The organism is Clostridium sp. Marseille-QA1073, from assembly GCF_054863625.1.
Map to the genome: position 1 here is coordinate 82,798 of NZ_JBSVQM010000015.1, position 23,157 is coordinate 105,954.

19 protein-coding genes are annotated in these 23,157 nt (G+C 27.2%); 15 read left to right on the forward strand and 4 right to left on the reverse strand.

The annotated features are described in order from the left end of the window. Positions 1 to 3: 3 nt before the first annotated feature. Positions 4 to 1,221, forward strand: coding sequence for a lactate/malate family dehydrogenase (locus ACY1IQ_RS13945; RefSeq protein WP_461614512.1), 1,218 nt, complete (start codon positions 4 to 6; stop codon positions 1,219 to 1,221). Further along, positions 1,205 to 2,245 (forward strand): NAD(P)H-dependent oxidoreductase, encoded by a 1,041-nt coding sequence (locus tag ACY1IQ_RS13950; protein ID WP_461614513.1) that lies wholly within the window; start codon positions 1,205 to 1,207, stop codon positions 2,243 to 2,245. Before ACY1IQ_RS13945 ends, ACY1IQ_RS13950 begins: the two co-directional genes overlap by 17 nt. Positions 2,246 to 2,447: 202 nt before the next feature. Here ACY1IQ_RS13950 and ACY1IQ_RS13955 read toward each other — a convergent pair whose 3' ends face one another. Next, the gene (locus ACY1IQ_RS13955) at positions 2,448 to 3,080 is read right to left on the reverse strand and encodes a HutD family protein (RefSeq protein ID WP_461614514.1); all 633 of its coding nucleotides are present in this window, start codon (positions 3,078 to 3,080) and stop codon (positions 2,448 to 2,450) included. 270 nt (positions 3,081 to 3,350) lie between these two features. Here ACY1IQ_RS13955 and ACY1IQ_RS13960 point away from each other — a divergent pair, with 270 nt between their 5' ends. The 5 genes from ACY1IQ_RS13960 (at position 3,351) to ACY1IQ_RS13980 (ending at position 6,103) form a co-directional block, all read left to right on the forward strand. After that, positions 3,351 to 3,617: an ArsR/SmtB family transcription factor gene (locus ACY1IQ_RS13960; RefSeq protein WP_461614515.1), complete on the forward strand. Its 267-nt coding sequence runs from the start codon at positions 3,351 to 3,353 to the stop codon at positions 3,615 to 3,617. Positions 3,618 to 3,641: 24 nt separating this feature from the next. Continuing rightward, on the forward strand, positions 3,642 to 4,433 hold the full coding sequence (gene arsM, locus ACY1IQ_RS13965) for an arsenite methyltransferase (RefSeq protein WP_461614531.1): 792 nt from the start codon (positions 3,642 to 3,644) through the stop codon (positions 4,431 to 4,433). 170 nt (positions 4,434 to 4,603) lie between these two features. Next, entirely contained in the window at positions 4,604 to 4,756 is a 153-nt protein-coding gene (locus ACY1IQ_RS13970) for a hypothetical protein (RefSeq protein WP_461614516.1), read from the forward strand. A gap of 240 nt (positions 4,757 to 4,996) precedes the next feature. Continuing rightward, positions 4,997 to 5,473: a GNAT family N-acetyltransferase gene (locus ACY1IQ_RS13975; RefSeq protein WP_461614517.1), complete on the forward strand. Its 477-nt coding sequence runs from the start codon at positions 4,997 to 4,999 to the stop codon at positions 5,471 to 5,473. Between the two features lie 75 nt (positions 5,474 to 5,548). Beyond that, positions 5,549 to 6,103: a DUF4269 domain-containing protein gene (locus tag ACY1IQ_RS13980; RefSeq protein ID WP_461614518.1), complete on the forward strand. Its 555-nt coding sequence runs from the start codon at positions 5,549 to 5,551 to the stop codon at positions 6,101 to 6,103. 196 nt (positions 6,104 to 6,299) lie between these two features. Here the strand turns inward: ACY1IQ_RS13980 and ACY1IQ_RS13985 are convergent, their stop codons facing one another. Further along, the gene (locus tag ACY1IQ_RS13985; RefSeq protein ID WP_461614519.1) at positions 6,300 to 7,190 is read right to left on the reverse strand and encodes a polysaccharide deacetylase family protein; all 891 of its coding nucleotides are present in this window, start codon (positions 7,188 to 7,190) and stop codon (positions 6,300 to 6,302) included. A 569-nt stretch (positions 7,191 to 7,759) separates the two neighbouring features. Here ACY1IQ_RS13985 and ACY1IQ_RS13990 point away from each other — a divergent pair. Both ACY1IQ_RS13990 and ACY1IQ_RS13995 read left to right on the forward strand, forming a co-directional pair. Further along, positions 7,760 to 8,542, forward strand: a complete 783-nt coding sequence (locus tag ACY1IQ_RS13990) for an ABC transporter ATP-binding protein (RefSeq protein ID WP_461614520.1) — start codon at positions 7,760 to 7,762, stop codon at positions 8,540 to 8,542. Between the two features lie 3 nt (positions 8,543 to 8,545). Further along, a complete protein-coding gene (locus ACY1IQ_RS13995) occupies positions 8,546 to 10,234 on the forward strand; it encodes a hypothetical protein (protein WP_461614521.1) in 1,689 nt (562 codons plus the stop codon). A gap of 54 nt (positions 10,235 to 10,288) precedes the next feature. Here the strand turns inward: ACY1IQ_RS13995 and ACY1IQ_RS14000 are convergent, their stop codons facing one another. Both ACY1IQ_RS14000 and ACY1IQ_RS14005 read right to left on the reverse strand, forming a co-directional pair. Beyond that, positions 10,289 to 10,906, reverse strand: coding sequence for a DedA family protein (locus ACY1IQ_RS14000; RefSeq protein WP_461614522.1), 618 nt, complete (start codon positions 10,904 to 10,906; stop codon positions 10,289 to 10,291). A gap of 29 nt (positions 10,907 to 10,935) precedes the next feature. Beyond that, positions 10,936 to 13,587: a cation-translocating P-type ATPase gene (locus tag ACY1IQ_RS14005; protein ID WP_461614523.1), complete on the reverse strand. Its 2,652-nt coding sequence runs from the start codon at positions 13,585 to 13,587 to the stop codon at positions 10,936 to 10,938. 587 nt (positions 13,588 to 14,174) lie between these two features. Between ACY1IQ_RS14005 and ACY1IQ_RS14010 the strand changes: the two genes are divergently transcribed. The 6 genes from ACY1IQ_RS14010 (at position 14,175) to argF (ending at position 23,119) form a co-directional block, all read left to right on the forward strand. Continuing rightward, a complete protein-coding gene (locus ACY1IQ_RS14010; protein WP_461614524.1) occupies positions 14,175 to 14,888 on the forward strand; it encodes a response regulator transcription factor in 714 nt (237 codons plus the stop codon). Continuing rightward, entirely contained in the window at positions 14,878 to 15,993 is a 1,116-nt protein-coding gene (locus tag ACY1IQ_RS14015; RefSeq protein WP_461614525.1) for a sensor histidine kinase, read from the forward strand. Before ACY1IQ_RS14010 ends, ACY1IQ_RS14015 begins: the two co-directional genes overlap by 11 nt. 21 nt (positions 15,994 to 16,014) lie before the next feature. Further along, positions 16,015 to 18,279, forward strand: a complete 2,265-nt coding sequence (locus tag ACY1IQ_RS14020; RefSeq protein WP_461614526.1) for an alpha/beta hydrolase family protein — start codon at positions 16,015 to 16,017, stop codon at positions 18,277 to 18,279. A 480-nt stretch (positions 18,280 to 18,759) separates the two neighbouring features. Continuing rightward, on the forward strand, positions 18,760 to 20,217 hold the full coding sequence (locus tag ACY1IQ_RS14025; protein ID WP_461614527.1) for a methyl-accepting chemotaxis protein: 1,458 nt from the start codon (positions 18,760 to 18,762) through the stop codon (positions 20,215 to 20,217). Positions 20,218 to 20,858: 641 nt separating this feature from the next. Next, positions 20,859 to 22,085 carry an arginine deiminase gene (gene arcA, locus ACY1IQ_RS14030; protein WP_461614528.1) on the forward strand — a complete coding sequence of 409 codons (1,227 nt, stop codon included), beginning with the start codon at positions 20,859 to 20,861 and terminating at the stop codon, positions 22,083 to 22,085. A gap of 35 nt (positions 22,086 to 22,120) precedes the next feature. Then, positions 22,121 to 23,119, forward strand: coding sequence for an ornithine carbamoyltransferase (gene argF, locus ACY1IQ_RS14035; protein ID WP_461614529.1), 999 nt, complete (start codon positions 22,121 to 22,123; stop codon positions 23,117 to 23,119). Positions 23,120 to 23,157 lie beyond the last annotated feature (38 nt).

Here is a 23,157-nt window from a genome sequence, read left to right on the forward strand (position 1 = left end):
ATGATGAAGTACTATAAATATAAAGACTTATTGCTTATAAGTGAGGAGACTTTATCAAACAAATTTACTAACATAACTGAGGAAGAAGGATTAAATTTAAATAGAAGGGCTTATTATCTTGGAAAAAGGCCGCTTAACAGCTTTCGAAGTTATTTTAAAGTATCTTCAATAAAGGAATTATATAATGAAGATTTAAATGTAATTATAAAAGAAAAAGAAGAAGAAAATAAATTGTGTAAAATATTAAGCAATCTTTCCTTCATAAATTTAAATGTTGATAATTGGGAGGAAATTATAGAAGATAAGCCATCTAAAAAATATAAAATAAATATTGTTGGATTAGGTGATGTTGGAGGAACACTTCTTACAGGATTAAGGCTTTTAGGAGCAGATGTAGCTGAGAATATAGGTATATATGATTTAGATAAAAATAAAGTAGATAGATGGTACTTTGAAGCTAACCAAATATATGATACTAATAACATGGATATGCCAAAGATAATTAAAATAAATGAAGATGAGCTTTTTAATTGTGATTTATTTATATTTTGTGTATCTGTTTTTGTACCTGAAGTTGGTGATGAAAAGAAAGATGTTAGAATGGTTCAATTTGAAGGAAATAAAAAAGTGATAAGTATTTATAGTAAAATGGCACGAGAGGCTAATTTTAAAGGGGATTTTGCAGTGGTGTCAGATCCTGTAGATTTACTTTGTAAAGTAGTATTTAATGAAAGTAATAAAAATGAAAATGGGGATTTTGACTTTAAAGGGCTTAGTTCTCATCAAATAAGAGGTTATGGTCTTGGAGTTATGAATGGGAGAGCAGCTTTTTATGCTGATGAATTTAATATAGATTATGAGAGTGAAGGAAGAGCTTTTGGACCACATGGAGAAGGATTAATCATTGCAAATAGCATAGAAAATTATGATGAGAATATTTCAGATTTTCTTACAGAAAAAACTAAAACTGCAAACTTAGAGGTGAGAGCTTCAGGGTTTAAACCTTATATTGCTCCAGCATTATCTTCTGGAGCAGTGAGTATTCTTGCATATATGAGAGGACAATGGCATTATAGTACTTCTTTTTTAGGTGGTGTTTTTATGGGAATTAAAAATAGAACTACTGAGAGTGGCATAGAACTTGAGAGATACAATATGCCTGAAGAACTTTTAAATAAATTAAAACAAACCTATAATTATTTAAATGCTCTATATAATTAATCCAAGAAAAAAGACTTCTAAGATGCTTCAGGATATGATTTCTCAGTTTACCCATGAGAGCCACAAAATTATTCAAGATGAATTAGTAAATTTAAATAATAAAAAGATATTATTAGCAATAGACGTTGATGAAACACTTTCTGATATAAGTATGTTAAAATTTATGAAAAAACTCATGAAAAAAGATAAAAATGCATTTGCAGATTCTCACTGTGGAATTATTTGTGCATCTACTTCAGAACTTGGCACAAAAGATACCTGTCAAGATATAATATTTCTTGCAAATTCTATGGGGGCAATTTTTATAGGGCATCCAATGGTAGAAGCTACTAAGAACCTTATAAATTTTTCCACATGGCAAAAGGTTCTTAGTATACCTCTTCGTGATATACTTTTAGAAAGATGTAAAAACTTAAATGAGAGACTTAGAAAGTTTGAGTTTAAGAAATATGAAGAGTTAGATATAACAGTTTTATATTCAACTCCTAATAAAATTTCTAACTCTTTAGATTTATGGAAGATAGTAAAATCAAACCTTGATTCTACAATAAATATTAAAGAGATATTAATAGAAAATGGGTCAATACAGGATTGTAAAGGCTGTGGATATAAGGTATGTACTCACTATGGAAAAGATAATAAATGCTTTTATGGTGGACCTATGATAAGTGATGTATTGCCTGCTATAGAGAAATCTAACGTAATAGTTTGGATTTGTCCTAATTACAATGATGCTATAGCTGCAAATTTAACAGCAGTAATGAATAGATTAACAGTACTTTATAATAAAAAGCCTTTTCATGACAAGGTTATATTTGGAATAGTAGTATCAGGAAATTCTGGAGGAGATTCTGTAGCAAAGCAACTAATAGGAGCATTAAATTTAAATAAAGGTTTCATGCTTCCGCCAAAGGCATTCTTACTAGCAACAGCTAATGACCCTAAATCAATATTCAATTATAAAGATGTGGATAAACTTGCTAAGAAATTTAGTGAAGAAATAAAAAGAATTATTGATAAATAGTTATATTACAAGGGGGATAAGTATGTATAAAATATTTACCTCATGATGCTAATACTCTAATTTGTAGATTATATGAATAGCAATCATGAGGTATTTTTTGAATAAAACATTACTTTTAAAATAATTAATGAATATATTTCTTTATTTTTATATATTAAATCATTAGAATATCGTAGCAATTTATCATTTTTAACTAGTTATTTTATCTTGTATTATACAAAATAGTCGATCTTATAATAGCAGCCTTCTCAGATATACTATTTATGGTGATTTTTAAACTATCATAAAAATCTTTTATAGTTACAAGTAACAAATCATTTTTAGCTAATTTAATATTTTCAGCATCATTTATAATTATATTGCAATCACCATCTGCAGCATAAAAACTTTCTAATAAAATTTCATCTTCCTCTTTAGGAATTAAATTATTTTTAGGAACAGAATAGGTATTATTATTTGATAAGAGTATAGAATTTACATAACCTTTGGAGTTTTCCCTAAGCATCAAATTAAAATCTCTTACTTTTCCAAAGCTCTTAGTTTCCCATTCACCACTAAAATTATGTACTTCAAAAGGCTTTAAATTTATAATTTTATTGTTTTCATGTTGAAGCTTTAAAGGATTATCTAAAGAGAGAATAAATCTAGATGTATTAGGTAAATAAGTAAAAGTAGATTCTTCTAATTCAACCTTTGCAGAGCTTAAACGCCATTTAAAATTTAAACTTTTATAATCAGAAGTAATAGGATGTATAGCAAGTTCTGTAGTGGTTCCACCTGACCAGTTAGAAGTTTTATAATCTTCATTATGAATAAGTTCTATGGAATAAGACATTTATATTAACCCCCCATGATTTTAAATATGTTCATAGTTTAATTTGACTATTTTACAATATTATACATCAAATCATAATTCAATATAATCTCAACAGTAAATAAAGTAAGTCATAAAAATAAAGTATATAGATAAATACAATAAATTTTATATGAAAATAATATGAGAATGAGCTAAATTATTGACACATAATAATTTTATGAATACTATATAACTATATTAGTAAATCATGATATGGTTATATAGTATTGGACTTAAGGAGGATATTATATGGAAAATCAAGTGAAAATATTTAAAGCATTAGCTCATCCTATAAGATTAAAAATAATTACAAAGCTAGTTCAAGGTGAGCTTTGTGTTTGTAAGCTCAATGAAGATGTGGATTTTAGTCAATCTAATTTATCTCAACATCTTAGAATATTAAAAGAAGCCAATATCTTAAATGCCCGAAAAGATGGTATGTGGATTTATTATAGTATTAAAAATAATAAAATTTTAGACATTTTAAATATTGCTAAATCTATGAATAATTCTTAAAGTTTAAAGATAAGTTGGAGGTAGATTAAATTGAGTAAAATAAATAGTGATGATATAAGAAAAAGCGTTCGAGAAAGTTATAAAAAATTTGCAATTGAAGATAAGAAATCAGAAAGCTGCTGTAGTGGACTTAATCTGAAAAAATCTGTATTAACTATATCTAAAAATATTGGATATACTAAAGAAGATATATTAGCTGTACCAGAAGGTTCCAATATGGGACTTGGTTGTGGAAATCCACAAACAATAGCTCAGTTAAAAGATGGAGAAGTAGTTTTAGACCTTGGAAGTGGCGGAGGCTTTGACTGTTTCTTAGCTGCTAATAAAGTAGGAGTAAATGGCCATGTTATAGGTGTAGATATGACACCAGAAATGATTACTAAAGCTCGCTTTAATGCTAGAAAAGATAGATATAAAAATGTAGAATTTAGGCTTGGAGAAATTGAAAATTTACCTGTTGCAGATAATACAGTAGATGTTATAATCTCTAATTGTGTTATAAACTTATCCACTGATAAACAAAGAGTATATAATGAAGCTTATCGTGTATTAAAAAAAGGTGGAAGGATTGCTATTTCTGATGTAGTGCTTATGAGGGAGCTTACAGAAGAAATGAAAAGTGATGAAAAACTCTATTGTGGATGAGTGACCGGTGCTTCTTCAGTTGAAGAATTAGAAATATATTTGAAAAATGCAGGTTTTAGAGATATTAATATTAAAGTTAAAGAAGTATCTAAAGAGTATGCAGAAAAATGGGGACATGGATTGAAAGTAGGAGAGTATATTATGTCTGGTGAAATTAAAGCAGTTAAATAATAGGATCTTATTTAATAATTTGTATTCTAAAAAAATACGCTAGTGTTTTTAGATGTTTAAATGTTCAATGCAATTCATAATAAATTCTTTATTACTAATGATAAATTTTATTTATTTCTTTAACATAAAATCTTTTCTCTAGGGCAATCTAAGAAGAAAAGGTGGTTTTTATGAGTAGAGATAATAATTTTAGAGATGATAAGAAAAATATGAAAGCAATAGGGCATTATACTAAAAATGCAATAGAAGAATTTGAAGAAAATATTGTAAGTCAGACAAATTTTTTAGAAAAAGTAAAAGAAAATACTGAAAAGAAGAATTAAGAAAAGTTATTTTAGGTTTATGAAAGTGTTAATTAAGCTTGACTTTCTATAGCCAATCACATTGAAAGTTAAAAGAGAGTGGGAATTTTTTTCATTCTCTTTTATTGATTTAAAATCAAAATTTCTATTTGCTGTAATTAAATAGAACATACATAAATAAAATTATAGTAAAATAATTCTATTTATGATACTATGATGTAATACCTTTTTACATTAGATATATAGAGGAGGTCAATAAAAATGAATTTTAGTGTTAAAAAACCTAATGAAGTGGATATTGAGAAAACATATAATTTCTTTAAAGAATTGGAGATATTGCATAGTAGTAAATTACCTAATATATTTAGAAGACCAGATGAGGTAGAACATATAAAAGAGTATGTTAATAATGCTCTTAATAATCCTAATCAAATATTTTTTATAGCAGAAATAGAGGGAGAACCTATAGGATTAATAGAAACAATTATCATTAAGGATGGTATAAATCCTGTACATGTAGATAGAGAGTATGCAATAATAGATAAATTAATAGTAAAAGATGAATATAGAAAGTTTGGTGTTGCTACATCATTAATAGATACCACTGAAAGTTATTTAAAAGAAAAAGGAATTAAAGAAGTAGAAATCTATGTTTGGGACTTTAATAAAAATGCCTTTAATTTATACCAAAATAAAGGATTTACAACTCTTTGTAGAAGAATGATAAAAGAGATATAGCCTTTAAAAGCGCACTTATGAAGAATATATATTAAAATTACTATAAAGATTAATAAAAAATAAATTGGAGGACTTATGGAAAGAGATTGGACAAATATAGGGTATTTATTAAATGGGAATGCAAAGCAGCAACAATCTTATAATATACTTATGAATGCTAATATTTTTCGTATATTAAAAGAATATACTCCAATTTTAGTTGGAACAATTCCATTAGAAATAGATATTGAAAAAAGTGATCTTGACATTATATGTGAAGTCCATAATTTTTATGAGTTTAAAAAGTTAATTAAAAACTCATTTCAAAAATATGAAAATTTTAATATTAATAAGATTAACGAAAATCAAGTTATAGTAGCAAATTTTTTTATTAAAGAGTTTGAAATAGAGATATATGGACAATCTATACCAACAAAAAAACAATATGGATATAGGCACATGATTATAGAAGATAAAATTTTAAAGCTTGGTGGAGATAAGTTAAAGAAAGAAATTATAAATTTAAAGAGAAATGGTATGAAGACAGAACCTGCCTTTGCTAAGTATTTAAATTTAAATGGAAATCCATATGAAGAATTATTAAAACTAGAAAATATGAGTAATAGAGATATAGAATTGCTTTTATCATAATAATATTATAAATTAACAGTTAATTATAGAGAAATAATAAAGTGTGGGATAAGCAATGCAGTATTGTTTTAGTATATAAAAGTATGAAAAACCATAGCTTTAAATAAAATGTACCCTATAGAGTAGACAATTTTAAAATCTCTACCCGATAGGGTTTTTATACTTTTGGATTATAACAAAGTTTCAATTCCTAATACTATTCATATTTTGGAGTTGTCATTCTTCTAATAAATTCATCCAAGTCATAAAAATCACTCATATATACTCTTGGAATTGAAAATAAATCATCATCTCCAGAAGCCCATCCACTATCAGTAGAAAAGCCCATTTTGTAACCTATTTCTCTTGTAATATTTTTTGTATCATCATTATAAGATCCATATGGATAAGCTACATACTCAACTTTTTCGTTTAATAAATTATTTAAACGGTTTTTAGATTGTTGTAACTCTTCTCTTTGTTTTTCTTTTGGTAGCTTAGCTAAGTCTAAATGATTTGCAGTATGGCTTTCTATATTGATTTTATTTTTTTCCAACTCTTTTAATTGCGATTCTGTTAAAAAATTTGGATTACCAACAAAATCTGAAACCATAAATATTGTTGTATCAAAGTCAAATTCATTAATTATTGGCATAGCATTTGTATAATTATCTATATACCCGTCATCAAAAGTTATAACTACAGATTTTTCAGGGACTGGGGTATTATATTTTATATAATTATAGAATTCTTCCATTGTTAAGGAGGTATAATTATTATCTTTTAACCATTGTAAGTGACTTCTAAAAAGTTCTGGATCCATCATAAGTTCATTTTCACCACTTTTTTGTATGGAATGATAATAGAGTACAGGAACTCCTACTGAATTATCTTTAAGAGGCAATCCATCAAATTTATTACTCTTGTTATCTTCTTTAAGTTGAACTTCTATATTTTGATTTTCTGATTGTGTTATCTTCTCATCTTCATTAGTTGAAGTTACTACACTTTCTTTAGTAGTTTTTTCATTAAGGTAAAATCCTGTTCCTGCTAAAAAAGCTATAATAGTAACAATCAATAAGGTGAAAAATTTTCTTCTAGTATTCATTTCTACCTCCATATTTGTATTAAGTACCCTTAAAAATAATTAGTTAATACGCTAGTCTATTTTATATGAAACTTTGATCATAGAACTTATATATAATCTCTATTAGGAATACCTAAATTTGTATCTAACACAAAATATTACACTTATCTTTGACTAATTATTTTAATGTACATACTTTAGTATAGGTAAATAAGTTGCAGCTACTCTTAATTTATTTAATTTTACACTTTTAGAAAAAAGTTTAAATATGATATGACTATCAATTATAATCTAGATATTAATTAAAATTTAAAAAGGTATTGTAAATGATTTTTATAATATGATTATTTTATTTGAAACTTCAATAATAAAAATATTATAACATATTATTTCGTGCTATAGATTAATTATATGTAAGATAAAATATGGAAAATTTTTATTATATGAAGGATTAAAATAACTCATTAACGAATTTTAGTTAAGAATAGATATTAAGGCATTTTCAAAAAAAGTAACAGGTCAGCATTTAATTTTTTTCAACTGCCTTACATAGTTATAAAATTAAAACTACAATTTTAGGGGGAAGGGCAATGTGTGTAGAACCTATAATATCCGTTAAGGATTTAAAAAAACATTATGGAAGTAAACAGGTTTTAAAAGGGATTAGTTTAGACATTTACCCTGGACAACTTATTGGATACATTGGTCCCAATGGTGCAGGTAAAAGTACTACTATTAAAACTTTTCTTGGAATTATAGAAGATTATGAAGGTGAAGTAAAAATATTTGGTGAGAATATTTCATCTGATAATAAAGAATATAAAAGAAGAATAGGATATGTACCAGAGGTTGGAGAAATTTATGATAATCTCACTGCTAGAGAATATTTAACTTTTATTGGAGAGTTATATGGACTAAATTATGAAATAGCAGATAAAAGAGCAAATAAACTTATGAAGATTTTTGGCATAGGTGATAATTATGATAGTAGAATTGCCTCTTTTTCAAAGGGAATGAGGCAAAAAGTTATGATAATTAGTAGTCTTTTACATGATCCAGATATTTTATTTTTAGATGAACCATTAAGTGGACTTGATGCTAATAGCGTTATTGTGATGAAGGAGATATTAGCACAGTTAATAAAAGAAGGAAAAACCATATTTTATTCATCTCATATAATGGACGTAGTTGAAAAGATAAGTAATAGAATTATTATTATTATTAATGGTGAGGTAGTAGCCGATGGTTCCTTTGATGAATTAAAAAAACAAAGTGAAGAGGGATCACTAGAAAAGATATTTAATGATTTGACTGGATTCAATTCTCAAGAGCAATTAGCAAAAGACTTTATTGCTACACTTAAGGAGGTGTAGTATATGAGGGAACCTTTCCAATTAAAAATAATAGATAAATTAGGTGGAATATTTGAAAGGTTAGGATACGACTACAGTGTTGTTAGAAAGATACTTAAAATAAAACTTATTATGGATAAAAGAAATGTTCCAACTATAATACAAAATCAAAATAAGAAAGAGAAAAAAGAAGGCAATAATTTTAAGACTCAAATGATAACGTATTTAATATTCGGATTTTTTACAGGATTATTGTTAATATTAGATATACCACTATATGTATCTATGAATATGATCTTTGGAATAACTATATTTATAATAGCACTAAGTATGATGAGTGATTTCTCATCGATTCTTTTAGATGTAAAAGATAAAAATATACTTTTACCAAAGCCAATTAAAAGCAAGGATTTAAATTTAGCAAAAGTGCTGCATATAACTATTTATCTGATTACTTTAAGTGTTTGCTTTACAGGAGTAACAATAGTTATAGGAACAATTAAATATGGAGTATTATTTTTATTAACTTTTCTTTTAGTTATGCCACTTTTAGTCGGATTTATAATATTTCTTACATCTTTAATGTATTTATTGATTCTACATTTCTATGATGGGGAAAAACTAAAGGATATTATTAATTATTGTCAAATTATGTTAACCACTATTATGGTTATTTTTTATCAATTATCTGGAAGAGTTTTTAATTTAATGGAGATAATCAATTTAAATTACACTCCAAAACTTTGGCACTATATTTTACCGTCAATGTGGTTTTCTGCTCCATTTGAACTTTTTGTTGGTAAAAATGATAATCCTAGTTTTACCATTTTTACAATACTATTAATAGTGATATCTATTGTATCACTAATCTTATATTTAAAGGTTATTTCGCCATATTTTGAAAAAAATCTTCAAAAATTAAATAATAACTCCTCAAAAAAAGCATCCTTAAGAAAAGGGAAAAGACAAAGAGCTTTAGTAAATATATTGTGTAGAGATAAAATTGAAAGAGCATTTTTAAAATTTGATTTAAATATGCTAAATAGTGAAAGAAAAATAAAACTTACAGTTTATCCCAATATTGCTTTGGGGCTAATACTGCCAGTTTCAATATTGTTAGCTCAAATTTTAAATAAAGGATCTTTTAGCGATGCTATGAGACAGGCAAGCAATAGTAAGACATATCTTTTAATATATGTTACTATTACAATGCTTAGTACTATAATTTCACTAGTACATTTTAGTGAAAAATATGAAGGTGCATGGATTTATAAGGTAGTACCACTAGACTCACCGAGACCAATAATCAAGGGGATATTTAAAGCTATAATATTAAAATATATATTGCCTTTATTTATTGCTATTACAATAATTTTTACCTTCATTTTTGGAATTGAAGTTATACCACATATGATTATAGCCTTTATAAACTATATTTTAATTATGATTGTAGTTTATAAAAGAAACGCTAATCTTCAAATACCTTTTAGTAAAAGAAGTCAAACTGTTAGCAATAGTGGAGGACTTTCAACGTTATTTATTATAATGGGAGTTACAGGATTATTAGCTTTTATTCACTACAGAGCATCTTTAATAAATTATGGCATTTTTATTTATACTATAATAATTATTGTAATAACATATCTACTTGGAAAAAATACTGTTAATGTAAAATGGGATTATACAAAAAAGAATGAAATAAAAGATTCATAAGTAAATAATTAATAACATATTAAAAAGCATCAGAAATTTCTGATGCTTTTATTATTATTTAGCTTTTTTAAAATTAAATTTTTTCCTAAAGATTATTATTACAATTATAATTAATGCAATAACAGCACAGGCAGTACTATATTGTTTCATTAAAGATTCAATAACTATCCAATTTTCACCGACGAAATAGCCTAATGTTATTAGTACTGTATTCCAAAGTGTTATTCCAACTAATGAATATAAAATAAAAATTATAGAATTAAGCTTTGTTGCTCCTGCTATAAAAGAAACATAGGTACGGGTTAAAGGAAGTAATCTTGCAAATAAAACAGCAAGTTTTCCATGTTTTTCAAACCATTTATTTAAGGCAATTGTACTTTTTTTAATTTTGGGGAGTTTTTTTGTTAATGATAAGATCAGTGGATTGCCTCCATAATATCCTATTAAATAACAAATAATTGATCCAAAAATTCCAGCTACAACACTAACTAATATCACTCCTAAATAACTAAAGGAGTTTTGAGAAGCAAGTATTCCTATAAAAGGTAATATAACTTCACTAGGAATGGGAATACAGGCATACTCTAAAGTTACACCTAGGGCAATTCCTATATATCCCCATTGTTCTATTAAATCTATTAGTTTAGATACAAAAGTACTTAAGAACTCCACTTTTATTTATACCTCCTAAGTAAGAAATATTACATTTTATCTACTAGATTTTTATTGAAAGAATAAGAATTTGTTGTAGATTTTCCATCAATAAATAGCTTTGATAATTGAACTAGTAGAAGTGGGATAAATGCAAGAATATAAACTAGTATGTATTCATTAAGTCCAAGTTTACTTAGTTCAAAGATTCTTCTTAATGGTTCAAATGCCAGCACTACATTAAGTAAAATTAATCCAGATAAAAAGGCAAACCAACTATATTTATTGGTAAATACTCCAACTTTAAATATAGAATTCTTAGATCTACAATTAAAGCCATGAAATAATCTTGCAATACATAAAGTTAAAAATGCCATAGTGCTTGCTAGTTGTTTATTTCCACGATTTAATCCAATATGGAAAGCAATCATGGTACAAATTGCAATTATTAACCCTTCAGTTAAAAATTCTTTTAGAAAGGCTTTAGATAAAATAGGAGCATTTATATCTCTAGGTTTTTCATTTAATACATTATTATTTTGTGGTTCAAGGCCTAATGCTATAGCAGGTAAACTATCTGTTAAAAGATTTATGAATAATAGATGGACTGCAGCAAAAGGCATTGGTAGAGCAGCTAGTGAAGCATATAAAACTGAAAGAATTCCAGCTGCATTTCCTGAGATTAAAAATTTTATAGAATTTTTAATATTGGTATATATATTTCTACCATTTGAAATAGCTTTTACAATAGTGGAAAAATTATCGTCAGTTAATACCATAGATGCAGCATCTTTAGCTACTTCAGTTCCAGTAATGCCCATTGCAACACCTATATCTGCCTGTTTTAAAGCTGGAGCATCATTAACCCCATCTCCAGTCATAGCTACAACATTGCCTTTTTCTTGCCAAGCTCTTACAATTCTAATCTTATGCTCTGGAGATACCCTAGCATAAACAGAAATTTTATCAACTTTTTCTTTTAATTCTTCATCACTTAATTTATCTAATTCAACACCTTCAATAGCTTCACAATCTTTTTGTAAAATTCCTATCTTTTTAGCAATTGCAGATGCAGTTATTTTATGATCACCTGTAATCATTACTGGCTTTATACCAGCTTGAATACAATCTTCTACAGCTTTTTTTGATTCCTCTCTAGGTGGATCAATCATTGAAATTAATCCAAGGAAAGTAAGATTATTTTCATCATCTAAACTAATATCATTTGAGCTATCAATTTCTTTATAGCAAAATGCCAAAACTCTAAGACCTTCATTAGAGAAATCTTTATTTACTTTTTCTATTTTAATTTTATCATGATTTGTTAATTTTTTAATGCCATCTTTTGTTTCTATATTTATAGTACGATTTAAAAGTACATCTAAAGCTCCCTTTGTAAGCATAAAGGTCTTACCATTAACTTTATGTACTGTACTCATCAATTTTCTTTCAGAGTCAAAAGGAATTTCACAAAGTCTAGGATAATTCTTTCTAACATCTAATTCCTTTAGCGAATAAGCTTTACCTAAATCTGTTAAGGCAATTTCTGTTGGATCACCTATACCATTTTCATCATTTGAAATTGCGTCATTACATAATAAGCTTGACAATAATAACTTATTATGAAGTTCTTCTTTTAAGTCCATATTTTTAGATGATATTATTTCTTCATTTGTATAAATTTTGCTAATTGTCATCCTATTCTGTGTAAGGGTACCAGTTTTGTCAGAGCAAATTATGGATACACATCCTAAGCTTTCTACCGCTTGAAGTTTTCTAATTATGGCATTTTCACTAGCCATTTTTTGAGTTCCAAGAGCAAGTACTATTGTTACAATAGAACTTAGTGCTTCAGGAATTGCTGCCACAGCTAAAGAAACCGCAAACATTAAAGAATCAACGATTTCATAGCCTCTATACATATTTAATAAAAAAACAACAGCACAGATAACTAATATGCAGCTTGCTAGTTTTTTACCAAAATTATCAAGACTTATTTGTAGAGGTGTTCTTTTTTCTTTTGTATTATCTAAAAGTGTAGCAATTTTTCCGAGTTCAGTAGACATACCTATGGATGTTACTAATACCATTGCTCTACCATAGGTTACTAAACTACCAGCAAAAACCATGTTTTTCTGATCACCAATTGGTATATTATCTTCAGTTATAATATCTATATTTTTAATAACACTTTCTGATTCACCAGTTAATGAACTTTCATTAATTTGAATACTATAATTTTCGATAATACGCCCATCAGCACTTATATAATCTCCAGCCTCTAAGAATAAAATATCCCCAGGAACAACTTCCCGAGATGGACTCTCCATTTTGTTACCTTCTCTTAAAACTCTTGCCATTGGAGCAGATAATGCCTTTAAACTATTTAAAGATTGCTCAGCTTTTATATATTGAACTGTACCTAAAACTGCATTAATTGTTATTACAGCAAAAATAACAATTGTACTTTCAACATTTCCTATAGACATTGAGATTAACGCAGCTGCAACTAATATTAGTACTAATAAATCTTTAAATTGTTCAAGAAATATTTGTAGAATTGACTTTTTCTTACCTTCAGTTAGTTCATTATAGCCATATTCAGACCGTTTTTTTTCTACCTCCTCCTTACTAAGTCCTTTGGAATTAGAATTAAACATATTGAATAATTCTTCTGGTACTCTTTTGTAATAATCTTTCATAAATTTTACTCCTCCTTATAAAAATAAAAAAAGACTTTTAATATAATCCTTAATAAAATAAGAATTATATTAAAAGTCTTGTAACCAAATGATTGGTATATAATACCAGAATAGAAAAGCCTAGTCGGGTATGTTGGTATTATATTTGCTACTACTCCCTCTTAATATAGAGAATTGTATATTCAATTTAAATTAATGATATAGCATGTACAAAAACATGTCAAGTAGGATTTTAAATATTTAACAAAAGAATGCAAGGTTACCAAATTATATTTAGAAATTAATCTTTTATAAAATAAGAATTCTTTTTTATTTTTAGCATATCAAACTTAAGATTATCTTAAGACTATCTTTAGTCAGCCTAAAGATTATCAATGTATCATTAGTACTAGAAAGGAGGAAAGCTATATATTTTCAAGTGTTATAACATCTATTTTATAGAATACATTTATTCCTACAACTATTTAAAAGCTATATTTAAAAACACTTAATAAAATAAATTACTGAAATGTTATAATATTTTCATAATCATTAATAATAATACAGAAATTTTTATAATTAGCTTTTAATATTGAGGAGGAAGAATTATGGCATATAAAATTTTAATTGCTGATGATGATGAAGATATATTAGAGATACTTGAGCTTTATCTTGAGAAAGATGGATTTGAAGTAATTAAAGCAATAAATGGACAAAAGGCATGGGAAATTATAGAAAAGGGTAAAATAGATATGGCAATTATAGATGTAATGATGCCTATAATAGATGGATTTAAATTAGTTAAGAAAATAAGAGAAGAACATAATCTTCCTGTTATTATTCTTTCAGCTAAAAATCAAGACACAGATAAGATATTAGGACTAGGATTAGGAGCAGATGATTATGTTGTAAAGCCATTTAATCCTTTAGAAGTGGTAGCAAGAGTAGAAGCTCAGCTTAGAAGATTTTATAATTTAAATTCTGATAGTAAAAATGTACAGAAGATAATAAAAATTGGAGAGATAGAGCTTGATATATTTAGTAACACTCTTAAGAAAAAGGAAAATGAAGTAATCTTAACATCAGTAGAATATAAAATTATAAAACTTTTAATGGAGAACGCGGGAAGAGTGTTCACTAAGAAGGAAATATTTGAAACTGTTTGGGAGGACTATTTTATGGGAGATGATAACACTATAATGGTTCACATGAGCAATTTAAGAGAAAAAATTGAAGAGGATTCAAGGAAACCTATATATTTAAAAACTGTAAGAGGGCTTGGTTATAAGTTTGAAAAGAAGGTAATAAGCAATGAGGAATAAGAATAAAAAAATATTTACTTCGCTTATTATAAATTATAGTATGTTTGTATTCATTCTCGCATTATTGTTTGTTGTAATTGCAGGTGTTTTATCATGGAGATTAGAAAAAGTCATTGGTAGTGGAACTGGCAGTGTAGAGGAGATTTCTAGTGCTAATTTAACTATATTTTATAATATGTTAACAAAAGCTGGAATACTCTTTTTATTAACATTTATAATAAATGTTATTCTCTTTAGTTTATGGACATCAAAAAAAATAAGTAAGCCATTAGGAAAAATAACTGAGGGAATGAGTAAAATGATTGAGGGAAATTATGATACAAAGATTGAATTTTATGCAGAAAGGGAATTTGCAGTAATAAGAGATACCTTTAATTTTATGGCAGAAAAATTAAAGGTTATGGAAAGGGAAAAAAAAGAATTTGAGGACAGAAAAACCAGAATGCTTGTAGACTTATCTCATGATATTAAAACACCAATAACCACTATTCAAGGGTATTCTAAGGCGCTAAGCGAAGGGCTTATTGAAGATGAAGAGAAAAAATTAAGATATTATAATACTATTTTTAATAAAGCTGGTAGAGTAAGCGAACTTACAGATGATCTCTTTGAATTTGTCAAATTGGAAAGTGTTGATTATAAGCTTTTAATAACAAAAACTGATTATGTAGAATTTGTACGGAAAATTATAGTAGACCACTATGAAGAAATTGAAGAAAAGGGATTTGAATTGGACTTAAGGTTTCCTGAAAAAGAAATTTTATTGGGTTTTGATACTAAACTTATATCTAGGGCAATATCAAATATAATTGAGAATGCATTAAAATATAATCCAGATGGTATAAAATTACGAATGGAAATAATTGAAGAATATGACAAAGTTATACTTGAAATTGGAGACAACGGAATAGGTATACCTGAGAATATTAAAAATAGAATTTTTGATGCCTTTGTTAGAGGAGAAGAATCAAGAAAAGATGATGGAGGAACTGGTCTTGGACTAGCAATATCAAAAATGATAATTGAAAGACATGGAGGTAAGTTAATACTTAAAAATCAGGTTACAGAAGAAAAAAGTGTTTTTTCAATAATTTTAAATAAATAGAAATGTGAACTGGAGGTTATGATGAATAAAATAAAGAATAAATTTATAGACTTATTTAAAAAGTTAAGATATAAAATAAAAAATATTAAACCACTAAGTGATGGCTGGAAAGGTGCATCCATTGGCTTAATTATTATAACCTTATTTTTGTATATAATGCAGAGCTATTATTTATTCGTATCACACGGTTTTTGGGATTTTATTAAAGGAGCATTTGTACTTCTATTAGCAATATTATTAATAGGAAGTATAATATCTATTTTAATCCACTATATGAAAAAGGTTCCTAGTGGCTATATTCTAGTTTTTATTAGTTCATTTATTTTGATTTTCATAAGTTTTCTTGCACCTATACAGGCTAATATTATAGTTACAATGTTCACAATAATAAGTTTTTCTTTATTAGGATCTTTAATATATAAATTTACAAAAGGGAGTTATAAAAATGTAAATAGTCTAAAAAAGGTTACAACTATAGCTTTATCAGTAGTTATAATAGTATCTATAGGCTTAGGGGGATACTGGATAGTTAATGATGGGAATAAAAGGGATTTAAATGCTATAAAAGAAAATATAAAAGAAAATAAAAGAGAAAGAAAATATAGTACAAGCGTTCAAAATCCTTCCTTAGAAGGACCTTATAAAGTAAAAAAGCTATCCTATGGCAGTGAGAAAAGTTATCGTAAAGAATTCAATGAAAAGAATTCTATAATCACTAATACTGTTGATGGGTCAGCATTTCTTGAAAAATCCTTATCAAAATGGTCATCTTCAAGAAGAAAATTTTTAGGTTTTGGACCAGAGAACATGCCTCTTAATGGACTAGTTTGGTACCCAGAGGGGGAAGGACCATTTCCTTTAGTTGTAATTGCACACGGAAATCATATAATGACTGACTACTCAGACCCAGGATATGAATATTTAGGACAACTTTTAGCAAGTCGTGGATACATTGTAGCTTCAATAGATGAGAATTTTTTAAACTTTTCTCCATATGATGACAAATTCATGTTAAGTGTTTTAGAAGGTGAAAATCCTGCAAGAGGATTTTTGATGTTAGAACATCTTAAGGTTTGGAAAGAATGGAACGAAGATGTAGAAAAAGATTTTTATAATAAAGTGGATATGGATAATATTGCCCTTATAGGTCATTCAAGAGGTGGAGAAGCAATAACTATTGCTGCAGCTTTTAATAGATTAAAGTCTTATCCTGAGAATGGTAATGTGAAATTTGATTATAATTTTAATATACGTTCAATTATTGCTATTGCATCAACTGATAAACAATATAAACCTTCAGGAAACTCTCTTCCATTAAAAGATGTTAATTATCTAGCTTTACATGGAGCTCATGATATGGATGTAAGTTCTTTCAGCAGTTCAGACCAATATAATAGAATAGATTTTACCGATGGCGGTGATTATTTTAAGTCTTCTATTTATATATATGGAGCAAATCATGGCCAGTTTAACAGTAGTTGGGGAAGGGAAGATGCTGCTGGTTTAGGGAACAGATTTTATAATACCAAGCAGCTTATAAGTGAAGAAGAGCAGCAGAAAATATCAAAGGTATTGATAACATCATTTTTAGAAACCACTCTAAAGAATAATACGGAGTATAGAGAAGTATTTAAGGATATAGAATATGCTAGGAAATGGCTTCCAGACACTTTATATGTAAATAACTACTTTGATTCAAATACTAAAATAATTTGTTCATATAATGACGATATAGATGTGAATAGTACTACCATCGATGGAGGGAAGATAACTGGAGAAAATTTAAGTCAATGGAAAGAAGAGAAAGTTAAATTGAAATACGCTGAAGGAGAGTATAGCGCAGTTCGCTTAGGATGGGACATGAATAAGAATCCTAATGATGCTATGTATAATATAATATTACCTAATAAAGATTTAAACATTAAAGAAAATAGTAAAATAGTATTTTCTTTAGCTGATGGTGATGATGAGAAAAATGATGATGACAAAAATCTATTGATAGATTTAACAATAAAAGTTGAAGATATGAATGGAAATAAGTCAAGTCTTCCACTAAGTCATTTTTCTTATTTACCACCAATGATCCAAAGCAAAATATTAAAGGCACCATTTAGTAGTTTCTTACCAATAAAAGAACCTGTTTTTAAAAGCTTTGAGTTCAATTTAGAAGATTTTAAAAAGGCTAATGCAAATTTTAATCCAGAGCAATTAGCCAAAATAAGTTTTCAATTTGATAAAACCGAAAGAGGTACTGTATTATTAAATGATGTAGGAATTAGATATTAGTAATCACATAAATAATTTGTATTAAAAAATAACTAGTAAGTATGATAATATATTTTTAATCATAATCCGTCGTTAGAGCTATATGATAACCGATTATCATGAGATATTATTGGCCGGTATGATGTAAATACATTACTCATCTTTCACTAGTTATTTTTTTATATGTCTTAAACCATATAGAAACTTTTAATAATTTTTAACATAAGATTATAATAACTTTACACTATAATGAAAATAAAAATATTTTTTACCTTAAATATATTATATAGCTTAAAAATAATCATAAATAAATAGCATTATAAGTATGTTAATTAAATAATAAGATAGATATTTACAATTTAACAAGAAATTATTATAAGAAAGTAATATGTACACCATAATGTATTGTAGCTATTATACGATAATAATTAAGGATATTATTTAATATGAATAAAAATAATCTTAAATATAAAGTCAAAGAAAGTAAATGGAGGAGATGAAATGTTTTTTGATAAATCGAACAAATTAAAAGAAATAATAGACTGTATTGAGAATGGAGATTGTGAAAAAGTAGTCGATAAAAAATGTTCAATAAAAAAAGAATTAAAAGATAAAATAGGTTATTTATGTGTAAGATTAAATAAAGGTAAAGACGTTTTTGGAGAAATAGTCAATAATACATTAAATGCAGTTATGCAAGTAAGTAACTTTGATTTAAGGTTAAAGTTTTATGGAGAAAAAGTGAATAGAGTAAGTGAAGAAATCAATGGTATGATTAAAGAACTTCATGTAGCATCACAAGCTACAGTAGCGTCAACAGAAGAAATAACTTGTGCTAATACAGAACTAGTAAATTTAATGGAGGAAATCTCAAATAAGGCTGACTTCATGAGTGAAAATTTTAAAAGCAGTGAAAATATGGCTAATCAAATTGAAGCATCAATGGAAAATGCCATTAATTTTTCAGAAAATATGAAGGGCGATATAAATAATTTACTTGAAACATTAAATAAAATTAAAGAAATAGTTAGCTCAATCAATAGTATATCTGATCAGACAAATCTATTAGCACTTAATGCTTCTATCGAAGCCGCTAGAGCTGGAGAGATGGGAAAAGGCTTTTCGGTTGTAGCAGAAGAAATTAGAAAACTTTCAAGTAATACAAAAGGGCTTATGGGAAATATGGAAAGCTTGCTACTTGAAATAGGAGAAGCATCTCAAAAAAGTAGTAATAGTGTAAATAATACAGTAAATTCTCTACATGAAATTGATTCAGCAGTAAAAGGTATTGTAGAATCTACAACTTCAAATAATGAGGCAATTCAAGAAATGGCTTTAAATCTATTTGATATAAAATCTACCACTGAGGAAATAAATGCTACTATGGAAGAAGAAGCTTCATCAGTAAGTATTATTGGAAATAAAATAGAAGATTTACATCACTATTCAGAAGAGCTAAAGGAATCTAGTAATGATATACAGGGATTGTCTGGAGAGTTACAAATAGTAGAAGAGGTCTTAGACAAAACAGCTAAAATAGGTGGAGAGCTTACTTTAGATAACTTTTATACGATTCCTAACGAAATTTTTATAGAGTTAATGGATAATGCTATCGATAAACATAAAGCTTGGGTTAACAACTTAAAATACATAGTAGAGAATATGGAAATATTACCTCTTCAAACTGATCATCATAAATGTGGGTTTGGACATTTTTATTACTCTTTAAAGCCTAAACATGAAAATATTATTGAATTATGGAGCCAAGTTGAAGAATACCATGCTAGATTTCATAAAATAGGAGATAATGTTTTTGAAAGAATAGATAATGGAGAAAAGAGAGAAGCAGAACTACTTTTAAGAGAAGCAGAAGAACTTTCATCAACACTTATAGAAACATTTAGCAACATGATTTCTATAAGTAAAAACTTAAGTGAAAAAAATGAGACTGTTTTTTAAAAATAAATACTAAATTTATTAATGAAACAAAAGGATAGATTAAATCATAAATTTAAAAATTTATGATTTTTAGAAACTGTAGATAAATCTAAGTAGAAATAGATTTATCTACAGTTTTATTTTAAATATAATATTACAAATAGGTTTTATAAAGTAATATATTAAATAGAGTTCAGCATACTATTATATTGAAAATTCTCTTTTACAAGAGAATTTTTGAATTCATTTCTTTTAAAAGTGACGCAGTCACTTTTATTAAAAAATCTATTTAAAGAAATTAATTTGTAAGAATTAATTTCCACCTCAATTGTCCATCGTCAATTCTCCATTGATTTTGGATATGGGTACGGTTCATTACAAATTATAAAATGAAAATTATTAAAAAGAATGAAAGTGCATTAGAGTAGATTATAATATCTATTCTAATGCATTTTTTATTATAAAATATAAAGACCTTAAATCACACTACAAATAAGTATATTTTAATCAGTATTAAATAATACTACATTATGTATAGATTAAATAATGTATTGTAGCTAATGATAGTAATAAAAAAATATAAATCTATATTTTCTTGAATAATCACTTGTAAAAATTAGTTATTCAACAATTTATAAATAATAAAACAAGGAGGGAAAGGTATGGATAAATTTATAAACGTTACGTCTGAAATTGGAAAACTCAATAAAGTAATGTTACATAGACCAGGAAAAGAAATAGAAAATTTAGTTCCTGAATATCTAGAAAGATTACTCTTTGATGATATTCCATATTTAGAAGTAGCTAAAAGTGAACATGACAGATTTGCTGAAATATTAAAGGAAAATGGTGTAGAAGTATTATATTTAGAAAACTTAGTAGCAGAAGTTTTGGAAGATAAAAAAGTAAAGGATGAATTCTTAAATGAGTTTTTAAAAGAAAGCTATATTAATAATAATGAAATATATGAAGCCTTATATGAGCATTTGATTTTTCACTCAGCTAAAGATATGGTTGATGTCCTTATGGCTGGAGTAAGAAAAGAACAAGTGCAAATAAAAACAAGACGTTCTCTAAGAGAACTTATGGAAGATAAATATCCATTTTATTTAGATCCTATGCCAAACTTATACTTTACAAGAGATCCAGCAGCAGCGGTAGGAAATGGACTAATAATGAATACTATGAAAACCCTAACAAGAAGAAGAGAAACTTTATTTATGAAATATATTCATAAATACCATAAAGATTTTAAACTTTATGATATTCCACTATGGTACGATAGAGAATTTCAATATAGTGCAGAAGGTGGAGATGAATTAGTGTTGTCGGATAAAATCATTGCTATAGGATGCAGTGAGAGAACTTCGCCAGAAGCAATTGAATCTATAGCAAAAAATTTATTTGATAATAATACTTCTTTCGAAAAAGTATTAGTTTTTGAAATACCAGTACGTAGAGCATTTATGCACCTTGATACGGTATTTACTATGGTTGATTATGATAAGTTTACTATACATCCAGGAATAGAAGGGCCACTAAATGTTTTTGAAATTACAAGAGGAAAAAATGAAACATTAAATATTACTCATAATAAAAATACATTAGATAATATCTTAAAAGATGCATTAAACTTATCAGCTATAGAGTTAATAAGATGTGGAAATGGTGATGAAATAATATCTGCAAGAGAACAATGGAATGATGGTTCCAACACTTTAGCAATATCTCCAGGTAAAGTTTTAACCTATGAAAGAAACTATGTAACAAATGAAGTTTTAAGTAAACATGGAGTTAATGTTATAACAATGCCAAGTTCAGAACTTTCAAGAGGTAGAGGCGGCCCAAGATGTATGAGTATGCCTTTAAATAGAACTAACTTAGAGTAAAAGATACTTATATAAAAAATTTAGGAGGAAAAATTATGTTTAACTTAAGAAACAAACATTTTTTAACTTTAATGGATTTTACACCAAAGGAAATAAAATATTTTCTTGACTTATCAAGAGATCTTAAAAGAGCAAAATATGCAGGAACAGAAGAACAAAAACTAAAAGGAAAAAATATAGTACTACTTTTTGAAAAAGATTCAACAAGAACAAGATGTGCATTTGAAGTTGCAGCATATGATCAAGGTGCGCATGTAACATATCTTGGACCAACAGGAAGTCAAATGGGTAAAAAAGAGTCGATAGCTGATACAGCAAGGGTACTTGGAAGAATGTATGATGGTATTGAATACAGGGGCTTTGGTCAAGAAGTAGTTGAAGAGTTAGCTAAGTATTCAGGAGTACCAGTTTGGAATGGATTAACTAATGAGGATCATCCAACTCAAATTTTAGCAGACTTTTTAACAATAACTGAACATTTTGATAAACCATTAAATAAAGTTATATTTGTTTACAGTGGTGATGGAAGAAATAACATGGCAAATGCTCTAATGATTGGTGCAGCTAAAATGGGTATGGATTTTAGAATTGTATCTCCAAAGAGTCTATTCCCGGAAGAGCATCTAGTATCTAAATGTAAAGAAATAGCAAAAGAAACTAATGCCAAAATTACTATAACAGATAATATTGATGAAGGCGTTAAAGATGCAGATGTTATCTATACTGACGTTTGGGTATCTATGGGAGAAGCACCAGAGGTTTGGGAAGAAAGAATAAACTTATTAAAGCCATATCAAGTAAATATGGAAATGTTGAATAAGACAGGTAATGAAAATGTTAAATTCATGCATTGTTTACCATCATTTCACGATTTAAAAACTACTGTGGGAAAAGAGATAAACGAAAAATTCGGTTTAGAAGCTATGGAAGTTACAGATGAAGTTTTCGAAAGTAAACATTCAATAGTGTTTGATGAGGCTGAAAACAGAATGCATACTATTAAAGCAGTAATGGTTGCTACATTAGGCCAATAAATTAAAACATATAGATATATAGGGTTTCTTAATGAAAG

What these genes read in the sequence shown, in the direction of transcription:
- ACY1IQ_RS14020 (WP_461614526.1), top strand. Translation starts at nt 16,015, where the DNA reads ATGAATAAAATAAAGAATAAATTTATAGACTTATTTAAAAAGTTAAGA.
- arcA (WP_461614528.1), top strand. Translation starts at nt 20,859, where the DNA reads ATGGATAAATTTATAAACGTTACGTCTGAAATTGGAAAACTCAATAAA.
- ACY1IQ_RS13955 (WP_461614514.1), bottom strand. Translation starts at nt 3,080, where the DNA reads ATGTCTTATTCCATAGAACTTATTCATAATGAAGATTATAAAACTTCT.
- ACY1IQ_RS13980 (WP_461614518.1), top strand. Translation starts at nt 5,549, where the DNA reads ATGGAAAGAGATTGGACAAATATAGGGTATTTATTAAATGGGAATGCA.
- ACY1IQ_RS13950 (WP_461614513.1), top strand. Translation starts at nt 1,205, where the DNA reads ATGCTCTATATAATTAATCCAAGAAAAAAGACTTCTAAGATGCTTCAG.
- ACY1IQ_RS13995 (WP_461614521.1), top strand. Translation starts at nt 8,546, where the DNA reads ATGAGGGAACCTTTCCAATTAAAAATAATAGATAAATTAGGTGGAATA.
- ACY1IQ_RS13960 (WP_461614515.1), top strand. Translation starts at nt 3,351, where the DNA reads ATGGAAAATCAAGTGAAAATATTTAAAGCATTAGCTCATCCTATAAGA.
- ACY1IQ_RS13990 (WP_461614520.1), top strand. Translation starts at nt 7,760, where the DNA reads ATGTGTGTAGAACCTATAATATCCGTTAAGGATTTAAAAAAACATTAT.
- ACY1IQ_RS14025 (WP_461614527.1), top strand. Translation starts at nt 18,760, where the DNA reads ATGTTTTTTGATAAATCGAACAAATTAAAAGAAATAATAGACTGTATT.
- argF (WP_461614529.1), top strand. Translation starts at nt 22,121, where the DNA reads ATGTTTAACTTAAGAAACAAACATTTTTTAACTTTAATGGATTTTACA.
- ACY1IQ_RS13945 (WP_461614512.1), top strand. Translation starts at nt 4, where the DNA reads ATGAAGTACTATAAATATAAAGACTTATTGCTTATAAGTGAGGAGACT.
- ACY1IQ_RS14015 (WP_461614525.1), top strand. Translation starts at nt 14,878, where the DNA reads ATGAGGAATAAGAATAAAAAAATATTTACTTCGCTTATTATAAATTAT.
- ACY1IQ_RS13970 (WP_461614516.1), top strand. Translation starts at nt 4,604, where the DNA reads ATGAGTAGAGATAATAATTTTAGAGATGATAAGAAAAATATGAAAGCA.
- ACY1IQ_RS14005 (WP_461614523.1), bottom strand. Translation starts at nt 13,587, where the DNA reads ATGAAAGATTATTACAAAAGAGTACCAGAAGAATTATTCAATATGTTT.
- ACY1IQ_RS13975 (WP_461614517.1), top strand. Translation starts at nt 4,997, where the DNA reads ATGAATTTTAGTGTTAAAAAACCTAATGAAGTGGATATTGAGAAAACA.
- ACY1IQ_RS14010 (WP_461614524.1), top strand. Translation starts at nt 14,175, where the DNA reads ATGGCATATAAAATTTTAATTGCTGATGATGATGAAGATATATTAGAG.
- ACY1IQ_RS13985 (WP_461614519.1), bottom strand. Translation starts at nt 7,190, where the DNA reads ATGAATACTAGAAGAAAATTTTTCACCTTATTGATTGTTACTATTATA.